The sequence below is a fragment of the Alteromonas sp. D210916BOD_24 genome (assembly GCF_047159385.1).
Classification (GTDB): domain Bacteria; phylum Pseudomonadota; class Gammaproteobacteria; order Enterobacterales; family Alteromonadaceae; genus Alteromonas.
On record NZ_AP038333.1, the window covers coordinates 192,699 to 211,609 of the forward strand.

At 45.3% G+C, this 18,911-nt stretch carries 18 protein-coding genes; 15 read left to right on the forward strand and 3 right to left on the reverse strand.

Annotated elements, in window-relative coordinates; all coding sequences use genetic code 11:
- Positions 1-81 precede the first annotated feature (81 nt).
- The 5 genes from ACMCM8_RS00830 (at position 82) to ilvN (ending at position 5,588) form a co-directional block, all read left to right on the forward strand.
- On the forward strand, positions 82-1,641 hold the full coding sequence (locus tag ACMCM8_RS00830) for a tetratricopeptide repeat-containing sulfotransferase family protein (RefSeq protein ID WP_412724519.1): 1,560 nt from the start codon (positions 82-84) through the stop codon (positions 1,639-1,641).
- Between the two features lie 186 nt (positions 1,642-1,827).
- Entirely contained in the window at positions 1,828-2,289 is a 462-nt protein-coding gene (locus tag ACMCM8_RS00835) for a hotdog fold domain-containing protein (RefSeq protein WP_412724521.1), read from the forward strand.
- A 440-nt stretch (positions 2,290-2,729) separates the two neighbouring features.
- A complete protein-coding gene (maoP, locus tag ACMCM8_RS00840) occupies positions 2,730-3,107 on the forward strand; it encodes a DUF413 domain-containing protein (RefSeq protein WP_412724523.1) in 378 nt (125 codons plus the stop codon).
- Between the two features lie 265 nt (positions 3,108-3,372).
- The gene (locus ACMCM8_RS00845; RefSeq protein WP_412724525.1) at positions 3,373-5,091 is read left to right on the forward strand and encodes an acetolactate synthase 3 large subunit; all 1,719 of its coding nucleotides are present in this window, start codon (positions 3,373-3,375) and stop codon (positions 5,089-5,091) included.
- Positions 5,091-5,588 (forward strand): acetolactate synthase small subunit, encoded by a 498-nt coding sequence (gene ilvN, locus ACMCM8_RS00850; RefSeq protein WP_412724527.1) that lies wholly within the window; start codon positions 5,091-5,093, stop codon positions 5,586-5,588. The genes ACMCM8_RS00845 and ilvN overlap by 1 nt, the downstream gene beginning before the upstream one ends.
- A 60-nt stretch (positions 5,589-5,648) precedes the next feature.
- On the opposite strand, the gene ACMCM8_RS00855 is transcribed toward ilvN, so the two are convergent.
- Positions 5,649-6,713 (reverse strand): hypothetical protein, encoded by a 1,065-nt coding sequence (locus tag ACMCM8_RS00855; RefSeq protein ID WP_412724529.1) that lies wholly within the window; start codon positions 6,711-6,713, stop codon positions 5,649-5,651.
- Positions 6,714-6,896: 183 nt separating this feature from the next.
- Between ACMCM8_RS00855 and tatA the strand changes: the two genes are divergently transcribed.
- Genes tatA through hemB form a run of 7 tightly spaced genes read left to right on the forward strand, consistent with a single transcriptional unit; the run spans position 6,897 to position 12,423 of the window.
- Positions 6,897-7,136 carry a Sec-independent protein translocase subunit TatA gene (tatA, locus tag ACMCM8_RS00860; RefSeq protein ID WP_412724531.1) on the forward strand — a complete coding sequence of 80 codons (240 nt, stop codon included), beginning with the start codon at positions 6,897-6,899 and terminating at the stop codon, positions 7,134-7,136.
- On the forward strand, positions 7,136-7,435 hold the full coding sequence (tatB, locus tag ACMCM8_RS00865; RefSeq protein WP_014948087.1) for a Sec-independent protein translocase protein TatB: 300 nt from the start codon (positions 7,136-7,138) through the stop codon (positions 7,433-7,435). The genes tatA and tatB overlap by 1 nt, the downstream gene beginning before the upstream one ends.
- Positions 7,436-8,191, forward strand: coding sequence for a twin-arginine translocase subunit TatC (gene tatC / locus ACMCM8_RS00870; protein WP_412724533.1), 756 nt, complete (start codon positions 7,436-7,438; stop codon positions 8,189-8,191).
- Positions 8,192-8,215: 24 nt separating this feature from the next.
- Positions 8,216-8,743: a hypothetical protein gene (locus ACMCM8_RS00875; protein WP_412724535.1), complete on the forward strand. Its 528-nt coding sequence runs from the start codon at positions 8,216-8,218 to the stop codon at positions 8,741-8,743.
- Positions 8,744-9,520 carry a TatD family hydrolase gene (locus ACMCM8_RS00880; RefSeq protein ID WP_412724537.1) on the forward strand — a complete coding sequence of 259 codons (777 nt, stop codon included), beginning with the start codon at positions 8,744-8,746 and terminating at the stop codon, positions 9,518-9,520. It abuts the gene before it with no gap.
- Between the two features lie 12 nt (positions 9,521-9,532).
- Complete coding sequence (locus ACMCM8_RS00885) at positions 9,533-11,428, forward strand: sensor domain-containing diguanylate cyclase (RefSeq protein WP_412724539.1); 1,896 nt, start codon at positions 9,533-9,535, stop codon at positions 11,426-11,428.
- Positions 11,425-12,423, forward strand: coding sequence for a porphobilinogen synthase (gene hemB, locus ACMCM8_RS00890; protein ID WP_412724541.1), 999 nt, complete (start codon positions 11,425-11,427; stop codon positions 12,421-12,423). Before ACMCM8_RS00885 ends, hemB begins: the two co-directional genes overlap by 4 nt.
- Positions 12,424-12,492: 69 nt before the next feature.
- On the opposite strand, the gene ACMCM8_RS00895 is transcribed toward hemB, so the two are convergent.
- Positions 12,493-14,004, reverse strand: coding sequence for a guanosine-5'-triphosphate,3'-diphosphate pyrophosphatase (locus ACMCM8_RS00895; protein ID WP_412724543.1), 1,512 nt, complete (start codon positions 14,002-14,004; stop codon positions 12,493-12,495).
- A 70-nt stretch (positions 14,005-14,074) separates the two neighbouring features.
- A complete protein-coding gene (gene rhlB, locus ACMCM8_RS00900) occupies positions 14,075-15,361 on the reverse strand; it encodes an ATP-dependent RNA helicase RhlB (protein ID WP_412724545.1) in 1,287 nt (428 codons plus the stop codon).
- Positions 15,362-15,461: 100 nt separating this feature from the next.
- On the opposite strand from rhlB, the gene trxA reads away from it, so the two are divergent.
- From trxA to ACMCM8_RS00915, 3 genes are all read left to right on the forward strand, one after another.
- Complete coding sequence (gene trxA, locus ACMCM8_RS00905; RefSeq protein ID WP_012517074.1) at positions 15,462-15,788, forward strand: thioredoxin TrxA; 327 nt, start codon at positions 15,462-15,464, stop codon at positions 15,786-15,788.
- Positions 15,789-16,056: 268 nt separating this feature from the next.
- On the forward strand, positions 16,057-17,322 hold the full coding sequence (gene rho / locus ACMCM8_RS00910; protein ID WP_014997165.1) for a transcription termination factor Rho: 1,266 nt from the start codon (positions 16,057-16,059) through the stop codon (positions 17,320-17,322).
- Positions 17,323-17,596: 274 nt separating this feature from the next.
- A complete protein-coding gene (locus ACMCM8_RS00915; RefSeq protein WP_412724547.1) occupies positions 17,597-18,895 on the forward strand; it encodes an amidohydrolase in 1,299 nt (432 codons plus the stop codon).
- The last annotated feature ends 16 nt before the right edge of the window (positions 18,896-18,911 follow it).

Genomic DNA, 18,911 nt, shown 5'->3' on the forward strand with positions numbered 1-18,911 from the left:
CAATATGCATAACGAAAAAAAGGCGCTTATGTTTAGGTAATAAGCGCCTTTTTAGTATTGAGCTACCTGAAATAAAGAACCATGAACCCCATTACTTCCCGTCTTGATGACGCTGCTAAATTCCTTTCTCAACGCGACTACAAGCGAGCCCATGCATGTTGTGTAGAGGTAATAGCACAAGATGGCTCACAGCCTCATGCCTATTTTTTGTTGGGTATCATTCATGTGGAAATAGGGCAGGTTGAAAAAGCAATAGCGTTGTTCAACAAGTCTAACGACCTTGAACCAAGGCCAATTACCTACGCCTATTTAGCGAAATGTTATGCGCTAAAAGGTGACATGCAGTTGGCATTAGCGTGCGTTGAACACGCGCCAGTTGAAGCGTTGTCGCGGGCATTAGATCTCGATACCGTTGGCGTGTCCTTGTCTCGTGTGGGATTGCACCAACAAGCCGCCGTGTACTTTGAGAAATCCCTTAGCTTGGCACCCACCAATCCCCAGTTTAATTACAACTTCGCGGTCAGCGCAAAGTTTGCCGGTAACTTTGACATTGCGCGTAAACACTTCGAGCGAGCAATTCACTATGCACCAGATTTTTATCAGGCCCATTTCGCGTTGTCTGATTTAGGTGAGATCAGTGAGCAGAGCAACCATCTGCAAACCTTACATTCACTAGCTGCAAGGGTAGAGACGAATACGGATGCAAGGTTACACATAGGGCACGCGCTGGCAAAAGAATATGAAGCACTTAAAGACTACGACAATGCTTTCAAAGCATTGCTACATGCCAAGCACCCACAGCGACAGCGTAGTGTAGATGCTTTACATGCGTTCGAATCACTTTTTTCCTGTCTACACAACAACTTAAACAGTCAATCACAAACGAGTCTTGAGGACAGTAACGCCCCCATTTTTGTGGTGGGAATGCCAAGAAGTGGAACCACATTGGTTGAGCGTATTCTTAGTCACCATTCCCGTGTGGCCTCGGGAGGCGAGTTGCAGGACTTTGGTGTGGCTGTGAAACAAATTGTCCAGACTGACAGCCAATTGGTATTGGACACGCCCACGATCCTAAAAGCGTATAGCAGCGATCTGACCGCAATAGGTAACCGTTATATTGAACGCACGCGTTTTTTGCGAGGTAACACCCCACACTTGGTCGACAAGTTACCCTTTAACTTTTTCTATATTGATCTCATTAGACGCGCATTACCCAATGCAAAAATCATTTGTTTAAAGCGCAATCCGATGGATACCTGTATCGGTAATTTCAGGCAACTTTTTTCCATTCATAGTCCATACTATGCCTACGCCTATGATCTGGATGTTATTGGTAAATTTTATCTGCAGTTCAATCAATGGATAGATGCTTTTGCTTCCCACTTTCCCGGTAGTATTCGCGTACAATCGTATGAAGCACTGGCAAATGAGCCTGAAAGAGAAGTGAAAGCGCTACTCGATTTTTGCGATTTGCCTTGGGAGGCGCAGTGTTTGCAGGTCGAAAACAATGACTTGCCAGTTTCAACAGCCAGTAAAGTACAAGTAAGAGAACCGATTAACACCCGTTCTATTGGGCGTTGGCAGCGCTATCAAAAACACACGCAACCTTTACAAGCGTTATTAGGAGAAGCGTCAGTTTAAATAGGGGAGAAAGGAAAGCCATGGCACAAGGCGTTGTGATCACGTTACCGTTTTTTACGCTGTATAAAAGCGATGGATATGGTAATGTAAGTGCAACTGGTCTAACCAGATTGGGCGCACTGTGTCTCGTGACCCCAATATACTCATCAACCTATTTGAGACTTGTTAAAGTCAGCGTGGAACGATATGTCTGATAACTATGTACTAAAATCTTACAAAACCTTTTTGAAACTCCCCTTCGGAAAGCAATTATTCAGCTGGTACTCTGCTCGTAGAGCCCCATATTTCTCAACAGTCTCACCTGTTATCACTGACATTAAGCCAAATTATTGTGAAGTGAATATAAAGAAACGCAAAGCGGTGCAAAACCACATTGGCACTGTCCATGTCATTGCCATTTGCAATGGACTAGAAATGGCCATGGGCTTTATGTGTGAAGCCTCAATACCAAAAAACTTGCGCTGGATCCCTAAAGGCATGGAAGTGAAATATCCAGCCAAAGCGGATTCTGATATTCGCTGTGTCGCTGAGGTTCCAGCTGATGCATGGAAACCAGGTGACCTTCCTATTTCTGTTAAAGCTTATAATCAGGATGGCGTTGTGGTCGTAGAGGGCACCATCACTGTATGGGTGAGTGAAAAGCGCTAATACTCACACTCCAGTAAGCAGGCTGCATTGCAGCCTGAAAATTAAAGCATTGCTTCCTTTTTCCGGTCCTTCCACCTTTTCGAGTAAGCATCTCGACGCCACATCTTTAAAGTAATCGACCTTTTGTGCGTTAATTTGGATCTAAATAATATTGCAAAGATCAGCAGATATTAGCGTTTTCCTGTAATTAGTTATCACAAGTGGTGAGCGTAATTGAGAGTAAGGCTTCATCAAGTCACTTTTCTGTTTGACAGTCTTTGAAAAGCCATCTAAGAATAACCAGTAAAGCGATTAAGGCGTTAAATCAGTAGTCTATTTCATACACACTTTGTGTTAGGGGATTGTCTCTTTTCAGTGCAGTTTTATACGGCTAAGGGTGCTGCGAAGGTCAACAGATCCTCCTTACTTTGCATGAATAATTCGTTGTGGAAGAGGTTAAGATGTCAGTGATCACAAAAGAGCAATTCACCAAAAAGCCATTTGCAGACAAGAAAAATTATCCTTATGGCTTCGCCCGGTCGGGTGATTTCTCAATTAATGAAAGTAAGTTGCTGCAAGCCCATGGGAGTTTATTTGCTGCCTTAGTTGATGGAAAAGTGACACCAAAAACAGATGAGGAACAGCAATACCTGGAATCTGCTTTGGGTCATCGCGAGCCTACGACGCCACAGGAAAAAGCGTGGCTTAAATACCAAGCGCGTATAAACCGCCCAAAAACGGCGAGTATTTACGGTTCTAAACGGGCAGCAACGGAAGATGTTGACGATGACGATGATATAAGCGATAACAGTGACCTCGATATCGATTTAGATGACTAAATTCAATTAGTCGAACCACTTCACAATCCATGTCTATCGATACACGAGGTTTATGCCTCAATTGTGTTAACCTCGTGTAAATAATTATCCTATTTTTTGTCAAATTTAATCTTAAGTCGAAACATTTATCCTAATTATTGCGAATATAGGGATATATATCTCACTTTTGCGCGTTTTAGTGTTTTATCTTCCTATTACCTTAGATATAGTCGGGGCATCGTCAACGTACGCTGACAAACCCCAACCCATTACAGGAGAAAGCACTGTGAAAATGATGTCGGGCGCAGCCATGGTGGTAGAAGCGCTAAAAGATGTAGGAGTGACACACGTGTTCGGTTACCCAGGTGGTGCCGTACTAGACATTTATGATGCGTTATTTGCGCAGGATGATGTCAAACACGTCCTCGTACGTCATGAACAGGCAGCCGCCCATATGGCGGATGGTTATGCACGTTCAACTGGCAAAACCGGCACAGTGCTCGTCACATCTGGTCCAGGTGCAACTAATACCATTACCGGTATTGCTACCGCTTATATGGACTCTATTCCGATGGTGATATTGTCGGGACAGGTGCCGTCAATGCACATCGGTGAAGATGCATTCCAGGAGACTGATATGGTGGGATGTTCGCGTCCTATCGTGAAGCATAGTTTTCTGGTTAAACGCGCGGTTGATATTCCAGAAGCCATTGCCAAAGCTTACTACATTGCCAATACAGGTCGTCCAGGCCCGGTCGTAGTAGACTTACCAAAAGATATCGTCAATGTGGCTGAAGAACACCCCTATGTGTTTCCCACTGACGTTACCATGCGTTCGTATAACCCCACTGAAAAAGGGCATCCAAAACAAATTAAGAAAGCGGTTGAATCGTTACTTAAAGCGGAGCGCCCTGTGTTGTATGTAGGTGGTGGCGCGGTGGCTTGTGACGCCGCTGAAAAAGTCATTGAACTGGCAGAAAAATTACATGCACCTGTTACCTGTACGCTCATGGGGCTTGGCGCGATGCCGGGTACACACAAGCAATTCATAGGGATGCTGGGCATGCACGGCACCCTTGAAGCCAACAAAACCATGCATAATTCTGACTGCATTATTGCGTTAGGGGCGCGTTTTGACGACCGTGTGACCAACAATGTAGATAAGTTCTGCCCCCATGCTGATATTATTCATGTGGATATTGACCCCGCATCTATTTCTAAAACCGTAAACGCCCATATTCCAGTAGTGGGCTCGGTGGACAAGGTGCTCGATCAAATATTGGGTCAGGTGCATAAGAAAGACTTAAAACACCAAAAAGACAAATTGGCCGACTGGTGGCAGCAAATTAACACCTGGCGTGCTCGCAAGTGCTTAAACTACGACCAAGGTGAAGAGATCATCAAGCCCCAGCGCGTTATTGAAGCGCTTTACAAGCACACTGACGGTAAAGCGTATGTGAGCTCTGACGTTGGGCAGCACCAAATGTTCGCGGCATTGTATTATGCCTATGACAAGCCGCGCCAATGGATTAACTCAGGTGGCCTAGGCACCATGGGCTTTGGTTTACCTGCTGCGATGGGCGTACAGTTTGCACACCCGGGGTCAACCTCTGTGGTTGTTACGGGTGACGGTAGTATTCAAATGAATATTCAAGAGCTATCTACGTGTTTGCAGTACAATCTGCCGATTAAGATTATCTCATTGAATAACCGTGCATTAGGTATGGTACGTCAGTGGCAGGATATGATTTACAAAGGACGTCATTCACACTCGTATATGGACTCTATGCCTGACTTTGTGAAACTGGCGGAAGCGTATGGTCACATAGGTATAAAAGTAGACAAGCTCGACGAGCTAGACGCAGCAATGGAGAAGTGTTTCAGCTACACAGATCGCCTCGTGTTTATGGACATTGCAGTAGACCAGAACGAACACGTATATCCTATGCAAATTAAGTACGGCGCGATGGATGACATGCGCTTGAGCAAGACGGAGCGAACCTGATGAAACGTATTATCTCAGTATTAATGGAAAATGCCCCTGGTGCACTGTCGCGAATTGTTGGCGTATTCTCACAACGTGGCTACAACGTGGATTCACTGTGTGTAGCGCCCACTGATGATGCGAGTTTGTCTCGCTTGACCATTATTACCCATGGCGATGACAAAGTTATTGAGCAGATTACCAAGCAAGTCAATAAGCTGATTGATGTGCTTAAGGTGGTTGACCTCACCGAGGGAGCGCACATTGAACGTGAACTGATGTTGATAAAAGTAGCGACGCGAACTGAGTCGGTGCGAGCGGAAGTAAAGCGCAACGTTGATATCTTCAGAGCGCGTATTGTTGATGTAAATGTGAACAATTACACCATAGAAATTACCGGAACGACAGATAAGCTTGATGCTTTCGCCACTACCATGGGGCAATGTGCGGAAATCATCGAATCTTCGAGAACCGGGGTTTGTGGCTTAGCGCGAGGAGACAGGGCGCTGCGTCCGTAACGCACACAGACAGTTAATGAATAAACGGGTGTTGCGTTTGCACACCCGTTTTTTTTTGTCCTAATTATCTTTGCCATAATAGGCTTCTACCCGCAATGCAATGCCGTAAGACGTTTTGAAATCCTCTTCTCGCAGCCAAACGAAGAAGGGTTCTACCTCAAAAAAAAGCCAGTCGCGCAAGGTATTATTGCGCCATCGCATGCCGGCATATACTTCTTCAACGCGATAATTAGGCTGACTTAAGCCCTCTACCATAAAGTGAGGGATAATGGCATTGTGGGCATCGACTGAATATAAGTGATGCACTTCGTGGCGCCATAGCCAGTCGTTACTATCATCTCTAAAATAAAACCGGTTATTCTGGCGAACCATGTGACGCTTGTTGAATTCGTATTGCAAGGCCAGCCCAGCTTCTGCGCCAAGGCGGTCGCGGGTATAGTAGTAAATTTCTGCATCATAGAGCAGGGCCCAGTTTTTATTAAATGCCTGTGCGTCTCGGTATCGCGCTTTGGCGTAGAGTTGGTCGCGTCTTCCTGCACCAAGGCGAAACGAATAATGGGAGTCCTGCTGAGGACGAAAACGCAGTGCAATTGTGGTTCTGTCTCGATCGTTTTTTGTTGCGCTGCGGGTTGCTCTCATCAAAGTATCACGATTTTCATCTTCATTGTCACTTAACAGGAGGTCTACTCGCTCTTCTAGCGCCGGTAGTCGTACCCTAATTCTGAATCGCAAGTCTGTCTCAGAAAGTGCACCTGTGCGGGGCTCCCAGGCGAATTGAATACGTCCTTCTGCTCTGGCTTGTTTGTTGCTGTTTATCTCGCTGCTATCAAATAATCCGTCGAGTTGTTTAACGGTAAAATCCATGGTGTCAGTAAAACTGCGTTGCCATATATCAAACCACTGTTCTTCGTGAGGGTGATTGTGAACTGAGGAGTCTGCTTCACTACCTTGATCGGTATCGCTCGCTTGGGTCACCTCAGAAGGGGAACTGGGCTTACTTATTTCCTGGATAGCTGATGTTGTGTTGGTCTTATTTTCGGGGGGATTCACCGATGCAAAGAGTGGGTTAACAACAAAGGACGTAGCGAGTAGCAATGGGCAACAAACCGTAGCTAGGCGTGGCATAACTCACTAACTCCTTGTAAAAATTAGACTAGTTGAATATGTTCAACGTGCAAAATGTCATAATACAGAGCATGGAGTGTCTGAACAAAAACGTCAATCTTTATTCAATGAAGTAAATATTCAGGTGAAAGCCGTCGCCGGCAATGGCATACTGTGGCAACGGATGTATGGGAGAAAAATTTTATGGGTGGTATTAGTATTTGGCAGCTGCTGATCATACTGGTTATTGTAGTGCTATTGTTTGGCACAAAGCGTCTTAAAGGTATTGGTACCGATCTAGGTGGTGCAATAAAAGGGTTTAAAAAGGCCGTCAGTGAAGAGGACAAAGACGCTGACTTCGAACAGAAAAAGCAAGTTGAAGAAAAAACAACAGCTGACTCTGTTGCATCAAAGACGCCAAGCGACGTTAAAGATAAGCCCTAATGTTTGATATTGGCTTTTGGGAGCTTCTGGTTATCGGTGTTTTAGCCTTGTTAATACTCGGGCCTGAACGCTTGCCAGGGGCTATGCGCTCTACCATTAACACTATACGCAGTGTGCGTAATGTGGCCACTGGCTTTAAGCAAGAGGTTGAACATCAGCTTCGTGTACACGAATTGCACGAAAATTTAAAGAAAGCGGAACAGCAAGGGCTCAAAGATCTTTCACCTGAACTTGAACAGAGTGTTGACGAGCTCAAAAAAGCCGCAGAATCGGTTCAAGAACCCTATAAAAAACAATAGATGTCAGACGCAAACAACTTAATTTCTCACCTGATAGAACTGCGCAGTCGTATTCTCAAAGCGTTGTTGAGTGTACTGATCGTATTTTTGTGTTTAGCTGCATTTGCGCAAGATTTGTATCAACTACTTGCCAGGCCTCTACTGGAGGCATTACCAGAAAATGCCAGCATGATTGCAACTGATGTTGCCTCGCCCTTTTTTGCACCCTTCAAGCTTACTCTGGTGCTGTCCTTTTTCATTGCTATTCCTTATGTACTGTTCCAAGTTTGGGGCTTCGTCGCGCCGGGCCTGTATCGCAACGAAAAACGTTTAGTGGCTCCCTTATTATTGTCTAGTACTTTGTTGTTTTATGCAGGAATGGCATTTGCCTATTTCGTTGTTTTCCCTATTGCATTTGCCTTTTTTACCAGTGTTGCCCCAGAAGGCGTAACAGTAAGTACAGATATTTCTAGTTATCTCAACTTTGTGCTGAAACTGTTTTTTGCTTTTGGGGTCTCATTTGAGATACCTATTGCAATCATTTTAATGTGTTGGACAGGTGTAACGGATGCGAAATCGCTACGTGCAAAACGGCCCTATGTAGTGGTAGGGGCGTTTGTAGTAGGCATGCTGCTGACTCCGCCTGATGTTATTTCACAAACGCTGTTGGCAATTCCCATGTGGTTATTGTTCGAAGTAGGCGTTATTGTGGGCGGCTTGTATGCAGGCAGAGCAAAGCCAGTAGATGATCAAGTTCACAATCCTGACAACACATAGTCGTAAAAATTGAAAGGAATAAAAATGAAAACACGCGCGCTTTCTTTTATCACTGTGTTGTGTGCCTTCCAAGTCTTCTCTGTTCAGGCAGAGACGGTTAGTGAGGCGCTCAATAAGTGTCGTAATACGGATAACAGTCTCAAAAGACTGGTGTGTTACGATCGTGTTGCTAAATCCCTTGACCAATATCAAGGAGCGAATGAAGACATTGGCACTATTCAGCCATTTCCAGTTGTTCGTCAGCAAGGAGCTGGCAATGCCCCCACAATGAGTCCCCGACGAGATGCAGCAAGCGAATTTGGGCTGGAAAACAAGAAAAAAGAGACCCATGTCTTAGAAGAGTTGGCTCTGACTATTACGGACATTTCGGACAGTCTGCGCGGCAAAAAAGTGGTTACATTTAGCGATGGTTCGGTGTGGCAACAAACGGATAACAATTACCTTAAAATCGAAGTGGGTCAAACTGTTACCATTGAACGAGGCGTGCTGGGCGCATTCTTCCTTAGCGTAGAAGGTCTTAACAAACGCATGAAAGTGAAGCGCCTGAAATAAATGGCCTGGTTCGATGCTGGCGTCAACCTACTGGACAAAAGGTTTGACCCCGACGAAATCATTGGTCGAGCCATGGACGCTGGCGTTGAAAAACTCTGTATTATTACGACCCATCCCGACGAGTGGGAAAAAGCAATTGTACTGTATGAGGCATACCCTCAGCAGTGTTGTTTTACTATTGGCGTGCATCCGCATAATGCCAAAGAGGTTGAGCAAGACCACTATCGTCTCTTGAGACAGTTTGCCCAGAACAAAGGCTGTGTGGCAATAGGAGAGTGTGGTCTTGATTTCAACCGCAACTTCTCAGGACAGCAGACACAGCTAAGTGTTTTTGAAGCACAACTCAGTATAGCTACCGAACTGAACCTGCCAGTGTATTTGCACGAAAGAGATGCTTTTGAAGCGCAAATTGCGTTACTCAGCCAATATATGCCCCAGCTTAGTGGCGGCATAGCCCATTGTTTTACCGGTAATGCTGCGCAAGTAAAGCGTTACCTCGCTCTTGGTCTTTATATTGGCATTACTGGTTGGGTATGCGATGACAAGCGGGGAGAAACGCTACGTGACGCGGTACAGCACATTCCCCTTGAGAAACTAATTTTGGAAACGGATGCCCCTTACCTTTTTCCCAAGACCTTGCGTCCGCGAAAGCGCAACAACGAGCCTGCATTTTTGCCGCATATCGCTAGTCAATTAGGCGAGTATCTGGCTGTTGAGACTGATATTTTGCGTAAATGCAGTTATGCTAATGCATGTGAGCTGTTTTCGCTCGAGTGATGATAGGTTCCCATGCGAATAAATTTAAAAACGATCCCCAAATACGATGCTAGCCTTATCGCTATCACATTAATCGTTATACTTACTTGTATATGGATTGCCCTTAAGTTCTCGCCAGAAACCCATTCTGCTTCGCGGTATTCTCAGCTGGTTTACCTCACTGAGCGCAGTGATAACTACGATTTTACTTCTATTACACAAGTACCACAAAGCCAGTGGTCGCCGATATCGTCGCCGATAAATATGGGTATGAACAGTGACGTACATTGGTTCTCGCTGGTAATATCGCCTACGCAAAGTACTGACAGCCGTTACATTTTACACGTGGACTATCCTTTACTCGACATACTGGAAGTTGGGGTGTATAGCAATACAGGGCGTGTTCCAATCGCTCAGTTTGCTGGCGGAGATAAACAGCCTTTCACTCTACGGCCAATTGGTGATATCAAGCCTGCTTTTCCGCTTCCGCTTAGCGAGGAGTCGCAGCGCGTTTATATTAAGGTACAAACAGAGGGGACTGTGCGCCTCCCCATCAGAATCTGGGAAGAAAAAGAATTTATGTCTTATGTGTCAGGCAGAAATTTGGCGCTGGGAATTTTCTTTGGTGTACTGGTTGCAATGGGAGTGAGTAATGCATTGCTGACTTTCGCAGCGCGTAATTCATCTTTTTTGCACTATGCGGGCTATGTTTTAAGTCTGGCGTTAACCTTGGCTTCTTTACATGGGTTCGGATACGCCTACCTGTGGCCTGATAATACCTGGCTTCAAAGTAAATCAATTTTAATTTTTTCCAATGCCACAATAATGTTTGCGGCCATGTTTACCCGCAGCTTGTTACCCATTAAAGAGTACAGTGTCATTCTGGATAAAGTGACTCAGGGTATAGGGGTAGTGTGTGCACTTAACATGATATTCAGCGTTTTGTTGCCGTATCACGTTATGCTCAAGATATCGCTATTTTTTGTCACAATAATTGTGAGTTATACCGTGGTGTTGGGGTTGTGGTTATCGTTCAAAGGCGTGGCGGTTGCACGGTACTTCACCATAGCATGGGCATTTTTGTTAGGCAGTGCGATGAGTGCGAGTTTTGATAATGCAAATGTTATTGAGCTGCCCATTTCTTCAAATAATTTATTGATTATTGGCGGAGCCGTAGAAACCCTCATTCTTGCTGTAATCCTGGCGATTAACTACAGCCATAGCCGTGAAGATCTCATTACCGCACAGCAGTTTGCATTGGAGCAGGAAAAACAAGCAAATATCGCAAAAGAGAATTTACTGGAAGTGCAAAAGCGCTATCAGGACGATCTAGAATATAAGGTCGAAGAGCGTACACTGGAGCTTGAAATTACACTTCGGGAACTCTCAGAGGTTAACCAGGAGCTCGAAAGACTCAATGCTATTGACCCTCTCACTGGCGTACACAACCGCCGTCATTTCGACAAGCGTTTACGCTCTGAAGGACGGCGAAGCCGACGGGAGCAAACGCCCCTTTCACTGGCTATTGTCGATATTGATCATTTTAAACAAATAAACGACGAATACGGTCACGATGGTGGGGATGAGTGTCTTATCCATGCGACACGGGTTTTCCAGCAATTACTTCAGCGTCCAACCGACGACCTGTGCCGGATTGGAGGAGAGGAGTTCGCTATTATATTGCCCAATACCGATCTTGAAGGTGCCCATCATGTGGTTGAGTCTATGCGCGAAGAATTAGCCATTACGCCAGTTATGTACAATGGCGAGCGCATAGTCCTTACTGCCAGCGCTGGAGTATCGACCACTATCATCACAGACGAAGAACATTCTCAGGTGCTTTTTAGGCACGCCGATGAGTTACTTTATCAAGCCAAGTCAGCGGGTCGTAATAACGTCAAATTCGAATATTTACAGGAAAAATCATGACATCTTCTTCTTTTCCCCTGCGCCGAATGCGCAGGCTGCGCGCTAAAGATGGGTTAAGAGCCCTAGTTGCTGAAAATACACTGAGTGCTGATGACCTTATCTATCCTGTTTTCGTATTACCTGGAGAAAATACGCGAGAGTCGATACCTTCTATGCCAGGAATAGAAAGGCTGTCGATTGATTTACTGATAGCACAAGCTGCAACATGGATAGAGCTGGGTATTCGCACATTAGCGTTGTTTCCGGTTACACCGATGAACCTTAAAACCGATTGCGCCAGTGAAGCATTCAATCCCAATGGTCTAGCTCAATCCGCTATGCGAGCGCTTAAAGCGGCTTATCCAGAGCTCATTTTAATGTCTGATATTGCCTTAGACCCTTTTACCTCTCATGGGCAGGATGGCCTGATTGATGAAAGTGGCTACGTGATGAATGATGCCACCATCGAAGTACTTATTAAACAAGCGCTTTCTCATGCCGACGCCGGTGCAGATATTGTTGCACCATCGGACATGATGGATGGGCGAATTGGTAGTATTCGAAAGGCACTTGAAGCTGCTGGGCATATCAATACCTGCATTATGGCCTATTCAGCGAAATATGCATCCGCTTATTACGGACCCTTTAGAGATGCCGTTGGCTCAGCTGCCAATATTAAGGGGGGCAACAAGAAAACGTATCAGATGGACCCAGCAAATACTGATGAGGCGTTGCATGAAATCGCCCTTGATATTGAAGAGGGGGCTGACATGGTAATGGTGAAGCCAGGCATGCCTTATCTTGATGTAGTGCGCCGCTGCAAAGACGAATTTAAAGTGCCCACCTTTGCCTATCAGGTCAGTGGTGAATATGCGATGCACAAAGCGGCGTTTGCAAATGGGTGGCTCAATGAAGAAGCAGTTATTTTAGAGTCGCTATTGGCGTTCAAACGCGCTGGTGCCGACGGTATTCTAACTTACTTCGCCCCACAAGCCGCGGCGTTATTACAAAAGTAATCTAGCCTGACAATGTAGTACCAAGGTCAACCAGACTGCACGTTACCGAAGGCTCTGGTGATCTTGGTATTAGATGCAGATCAGTTCACTACCTGCTTTATGCTGAAGCCAGCATTCATTGGCAAGTTCGGCATTAATCAAAGGATGGGATTTTAACCAGCCCTCAGGGAAGGTCAGTGTCCACTTGTCTTCGTCACAAAATAGTTTCACATCGGGAATATGTTTGTTCTGACGTCGCAAACACAGTACAACGGCGATGCGCAGCACCCTCAACATGCCTTTTAACATCGGCCGATAGTCTTGGTGATACTTTTCAAATACATCGCTTTCTATGCCCAAACGGTGTTGTGCAACGAGATCTCTTATTGCGGCTCGTTGCAGTCGAGTAAAGCCGGGTAAATCAATATGCGTGAGGATGTATTCGCCATGTTCATGATGGCGTTTGTATTCAATATGTAATCCAATTTCATGTAACTGCGCGGCTGCACCTAAAATGGTTTCGGTATCAAGGTGGCAAATATTTTGTTGCGCACACAGCTGGTGGCACAGGGTGAGTGCAACCTGTTTCACCATATTCGCGTGACTGGAGTCGATGTGATAGCGATGTTTCGCTTGATTCAGAGACTGCTGGCGGCGGTCATTTTCCGTAATATTATCCAGCATGCCATAAATTAAGCCTTCTCTTAACGCGCCACCAGAAATGTTCATGTATTGAATATTAAGCGACTCAAACAGGCTGATAAGTATGGCCAGGCCAGAAGGAAATATGGCTTTGCGACTCTCTTCAAGTCCATCGATGTTCAATGTTTTGATATCTTCACAATCGATGCATTGTTTCTCTAAGTGATAGAGGTAGTCGAGTCGAATAGCGTCGCTGATGCCTTGGGCGACCAATATTTCCGTAATCGCCTGAGGTGTGCCAGAGGCACCCAAACAGTTCTCCCAATCAAAGCACAAAAAGGCGTCTGCAACGTCACTAATCAGATCCTTAGCGGCTTGCTTAGCCTGGTTGAAATTATGTTGAGTGAGCGCACCATTTTCAAAATAGCGCTCCATAAACGTCACGCAGCCCATATCTAAACTTTTGAGATGGATGGGTTGCATGTCATTACCGATGATTATTTCAGTACTTGCGCCGCCAATATCAATGACCAGACTATTGCCTTGGTTTGCCGAGGTGTAAGCGACCCCCAGATAAATTTGACGCGCTTCTTCTTCACCACTGATTACTTCGAGTTTGTGGTTGAGAATTTGTTCTGCTTTGCGAATAAATACGTGGGCGTTAGTCGCCAATCGTAAGGTGGCGGTAGCAACAATTTTTATGTTCGATGGTGGGATATCTTGTAGGCGTTCTGAAAACACCTGCAGGCATTGCCATCCGCGCTCCATGCTGATGTCATCAAGAGCAAGGTTTTCATCGAGTCCCGCAGCCAGACGCACTTTCTGTTTTATTTTGCCGATAATCTGAACACTGCCATTAACCACATGAACAATAACCATGTGAAAGCTGTTAGAGCCGAGATCTACTGCGGCGTAATATTCGCCGTAGGTTTGTGCGTTGTGCTGAAGTTCTGCCTGCATAAAAACTCGATTGTTATCAGGGACTGCTGATTTTTGTTGAACATCCTTATTCAACAGTCCCTAGCTACCTTTACGCCTTATTACTGCGCTGTTGAGGTTTTCCACGGCCGCGTGAATTACCGCGACGGGAAGAGTTGCGATTATTAGGCGTACGTCTTCTTCGCGGCTTGGGCGGTGTGACATCATCTAGCAGTGCACTGCGATCGTAATCAGTAACGGGGATCGCTTTCTGAATGTACTGCTCTATCGATGGTAAGTTGAGCGCGTATTTTTCACAGGCAAAGCTGATAGCGACGCCACTTTGGCCTGCACGTCCGGTACGGCCAATTCGGTGCACATAGTCTTCAGCATCGTCGGGTAAGTCATAGTTGAAAACGTGCGTGACAGCATCGATATGCAGACCACGAGCAGCGACATCGGTGGCTACCAATATGTCTAAATTACCTTTGGTAAAGTCTTCCAAAATACCAAGGCGCTTTTTCTGCGGCACATCGCCACTTAGAAGACCAACGCGATGGCCGTCAGCAGTTAACCAGTCTGTGACTTTTTCACAACTGCTTTTCGTGTTGGCAAATATGATTGCTTTTTCTGGCCACTCTTCTTCAAGCAGCGTAAGTAGCAACAGCATTTTGTCGTCGTCTGAAGGGTAGAACAGTTCTTGAGTAACACGCGTCGCCGTGGTTTGTTCAGGGGCAACCTGAACGTGGGTAGGGTTGTTCATGTGCTCGTAGGCCAATTCTTGCACTCGATAGCTCAAGGTCGCCGAGAACAACATGCTCAAACGTTCGCTGGCAGGCGGCATACGACGGAAAAGGAATCGGATATCTTTGATGAACCCTAAATCGAACATGCGATCGGCTTCATCAAGTACAGCAACCTGGATATTATTTAGCGTGAACACGTTCTGTTTGTAATAATCCAGAATGCGTCCTGTCGTGCCAATTATAATATCTACCCCTTCTTCCAACGTTTCACGTTGACTTTGGTAACCTTCGCCCCCATAAATCAAACCAAGCGACAATCCAGTATGCTCACTAAGCAGTTTGGCGTCGTTATAGATTTGAACGGCTAGCTCTCTGGTCGGGGCCATGATAATGGCGCGCGGACCATTTGATTTGCTGTTATCTGCATTTTCTGCTTTGCTTAGCAAATAGTGAAATGTAGCCACCAAAAAGGCAATGGTTTTACCTGTTCCCGTTTGGGCTTGACCTGCTATATCGTGTCCTTCTAATAAAGGAGGCAGTGCAAGTGCTTGTATTGGTGTACAATGTGAAAAATTAGCTGCCGCCAAGGCGTCAACAACCTTGCCGTTAATCGGCAAATCGGAAAAATGAGTATCAGTTAAGTGAGTAGGCATAGCTTATAGCTTATCAGTGCTTGCATTAAAAAACAGTTTCTATATAACACTTATGGTCATGCTGAGACAAATCAGTAATAGACCAAAAATGGAGAAAAGAATGAGCGACAAAATTATCCAGTTATCTGACGATAAATTCGAAGCAGATGTAATCAATGCTGAAGGTCCTGTACTGGTTGACTTCTGGGCCGAATGGTGTGGCCCGTGTAAAATGATCGCCCCAATCTTGGAAGAAGTTGCGACCGAGTTTGATGGCAAGTTAACAGTTGGCAAGTTGAATGTCGATGAAAATAACGAAACTCCGCCTAAATATGGTATTCGTGGTATTCCGACTTTACTACTTTTCAAAAATGGTAATGTAGCCGCTACAAAAGTTGGTGCGTTATCGAAAGCGCAGCTAACAGAGTTTCTTAACGAAAATCTGTAACGAGATGTGAAACGAAACCGGTACCTTATGTGTACCGGTTTTTGTTTAGTTGTGAGGACTAACACGCATCTCACGAAGAGTAAGCGTAAATTATTTAACATTTTGGTAGTAAAACGCTGGACGTTGGTTAAATATAGTGCTAACTTTTCAACAGCGCTCATCCGAGCAGCATTCTGCTTACGCCCATATCCGGGTGAAATCAAATCTAAACTAGAACAGAGTGACATTAAGTCCTGTAAGCGAAGTTCAAGCACAAAGACCCACCAGTATGAATTTAACTGAATTAAAGAATAAACCAATCAGCGAGTTGGTTGCCTTGGCCGAAGAAATGGGCCTGGAAAACATGGCTCGCGCCAGAAAACAAGACATCATTTTCTCTATCCTGAAGACCCACGCGAAAAGCGGTGAAGATATCTTCGGCGATGGGGTGTTAGAAATATTACAGGACGGTTTCGGCTTCTTACGCTCAGCTGACTCTTCGTATCTTGCAGGACCAGACGATATCTATGTATCGCCAAGCCAAATCCGCCGCTTTAACTTGCGCACAGGTGATACGATTGCCGGGAAAATTCGCCCGCCGAAAGACAGTGAACGTTATTTCGCCCTGCTAAAAATCCGCGAAGTTAACTTCGACAAGCCTGAAAATTCACGTAATAAAATCCTTTTTGAAAACCTTACCCCACTTCACGCAGCAGATCGCTTGCGCATGGAGCGCGGAAATGGCTCGACAGAAGACATCACAGCTCGTGTACTAGATTTGGCGTCGCCTATCGGTAAAGGCCAACGCGGTCTTATCGTTGCACCACCTAAAGCGGGTAAAACCCTTCTTCTTCAAAACATTGCACAATCTATTGCTGCTAACCACCCTGAGTGTGAGTTAATGGTATTGCTGATTGACGAGCGTCCAGAAGAAGTGACGGAAATGCATCGTCTTGTTCAAGGTGAAGTTGTTGCATCAACCTTCGATGAGCCAGCCAGCCGTCACGTGCAAGTGGCTGAAATGGTTATTGAGAAAGCGAAGCGCCTTGTTGAACATAAGAAAGACGTTGTTATCTTGCTTGACTCTATTACCCGATTAGCGCGCGCGTACAACACAGTAATTCCTTCTTCAGGTAAAGTACTTACCGGTGGTGTGGATGCCAACGCATTGCACAAGCCAAAGCGTTTCTTCGGTGCTGCGCGTAACGTAGAAGAAGGTGGAAGCTTAACTATTATTGCAACAGCGCTTATCGATACCGGCTCTAAAATGGATGAAGTTATCTATGAAGAGTTCAAAGGTACAGGTAACATGGAATTGCACCTTAACCGCAAAATTGCGGAAAAACGTGTATTCCCTGCGATTGATTTCAACCGTTCTGGTACTCGCCGTGAAGAACTGCTTACTGCTCAGGACGAGCTACAGAAAATGTGGATCTTGCGCAAAATTGTGCATGAAATGTCAGAGATTGACGCCATGGAATTCCTTATCAGTAAGTTGTCAATGACAAAGACAAACGATGAGTTCTTCGACGCAATGCGTCGTCAAAAAAGTTAATCGAGCTCACTGATAAATATACTTAAGGCGCTAATTTAGCGCCTTTTTTTGTCACTAAATTTTTCTCTATTATCACTAGCGAGTAAGGTGCTGCCTACGTTAAGCATAAAGTGGGTTATTTGCAACCGCATTATACTTCCGTCTAATTTTATTGAATCATCATATAGGGTAATTTGAAGTAATAATTATATTCATCCAGCAAAACTCAGTTCAGTGATGTGTTCTCGCACAAGATGCTTTATTCTGTCTAAAAACACTGAAGGAAATAACAACTATGTACCGGAAATTATTAGCGCTTAGTGCTGCTGGATTAACCTCTCTATCTCTTGCTTACGCCAGTGAAATAAACGTTGACGACCTTGCTACTAAGGTTGAGCCTGATGTCATTAAGTGGCGTCATCACTTCCACGAATTCCCTGAGCTTTCAAATCGCGAGTTTAAAACCGCTGAATATGTGGCGAAGTACCTGACAGAATTGGGTCTAGACGTACAAACTGGGGTGGCAAAAACGGGTGTGGTCGCTATTTTGGATTCTGGAAAGCCGGGGCCCGTAGTGGCGTTGCGTGCTGATATGGATGGCTTGCCAGTTAAAGAGCAAAATGATCTGGCTTACCGTTCACAGCAGATTGGCGAGTACAATGGCAAAGAAGTCCCGGTTATGCATGCATGTGGTCACGATACACACATGGCCATGCTGATGGGGGCTGCTAAGGTGTTAACCGAAATAAAAAGCGAGCTTAAAGGCAAAGTTAAATTTATCTTTCAACCGGCAGAAGAAGGTGCGCCAGCAGGTGAAAAAGGCGGTGCTGAAATCATGGTGGAAGAAGGTGTACTTCGCAACCCGGATGTGGATGCCATTTTTGGATTACACATAAGCGCTAATACCGATGTAGGAAAGGTGCGTTATAACGCTGGTGGCACGATGGCCGCTGTTGATCCATTTAAAATCGTCATTCACGGCAAGCAGGCGCATGGTGCTTACCCTTGGAAGAGTGTCGATCCCGTAGTGACTGCTGCGCAAATGATCATGTCAATTCAAACCATTGTAAGTCGTGAACTGAAGCTTATCGACGATGCTGCAGTGGTTTCAGTTGGATCTATTCACGGTGGTAATCGTTCTAACATTATTCCTAACGAAGTGGAAATGGTGGGAACTATTCGTACACTGAACAAGGCGGCTCGCGAACACATCTACGAAGCGCTCCCTCGCAAAGTAAAGGCAATTGCAGAAAGTATGGGCGCAGAAGCTGAGCTTACGCTTCCGCTCGATTATTACTATCCTATTACTTACAACGATCCAACACTTACACAAGCTATGTTGCCAACTATGCAACGTACAGCAGGGGTCGAAAATACGCTTTTATCTAAGCCTGTAACTGGCGCAGAAGATTTCTCTTTCTATCAAGAGAAAGTGCCTGGCCTATACGTTTGGTTAGGCGGTAAGCCGCTAGATGTGTCTGAAGAAGAAAGCCCAGCCCACCATACGCCAGAATTCTATGTGGATGATTCAGGCATGAAGTTAGGGGTCAAGTTACTGACAAATTTCACCCTTGACTATATGGCACAGCACTAATCGTTATGGTCGGAGA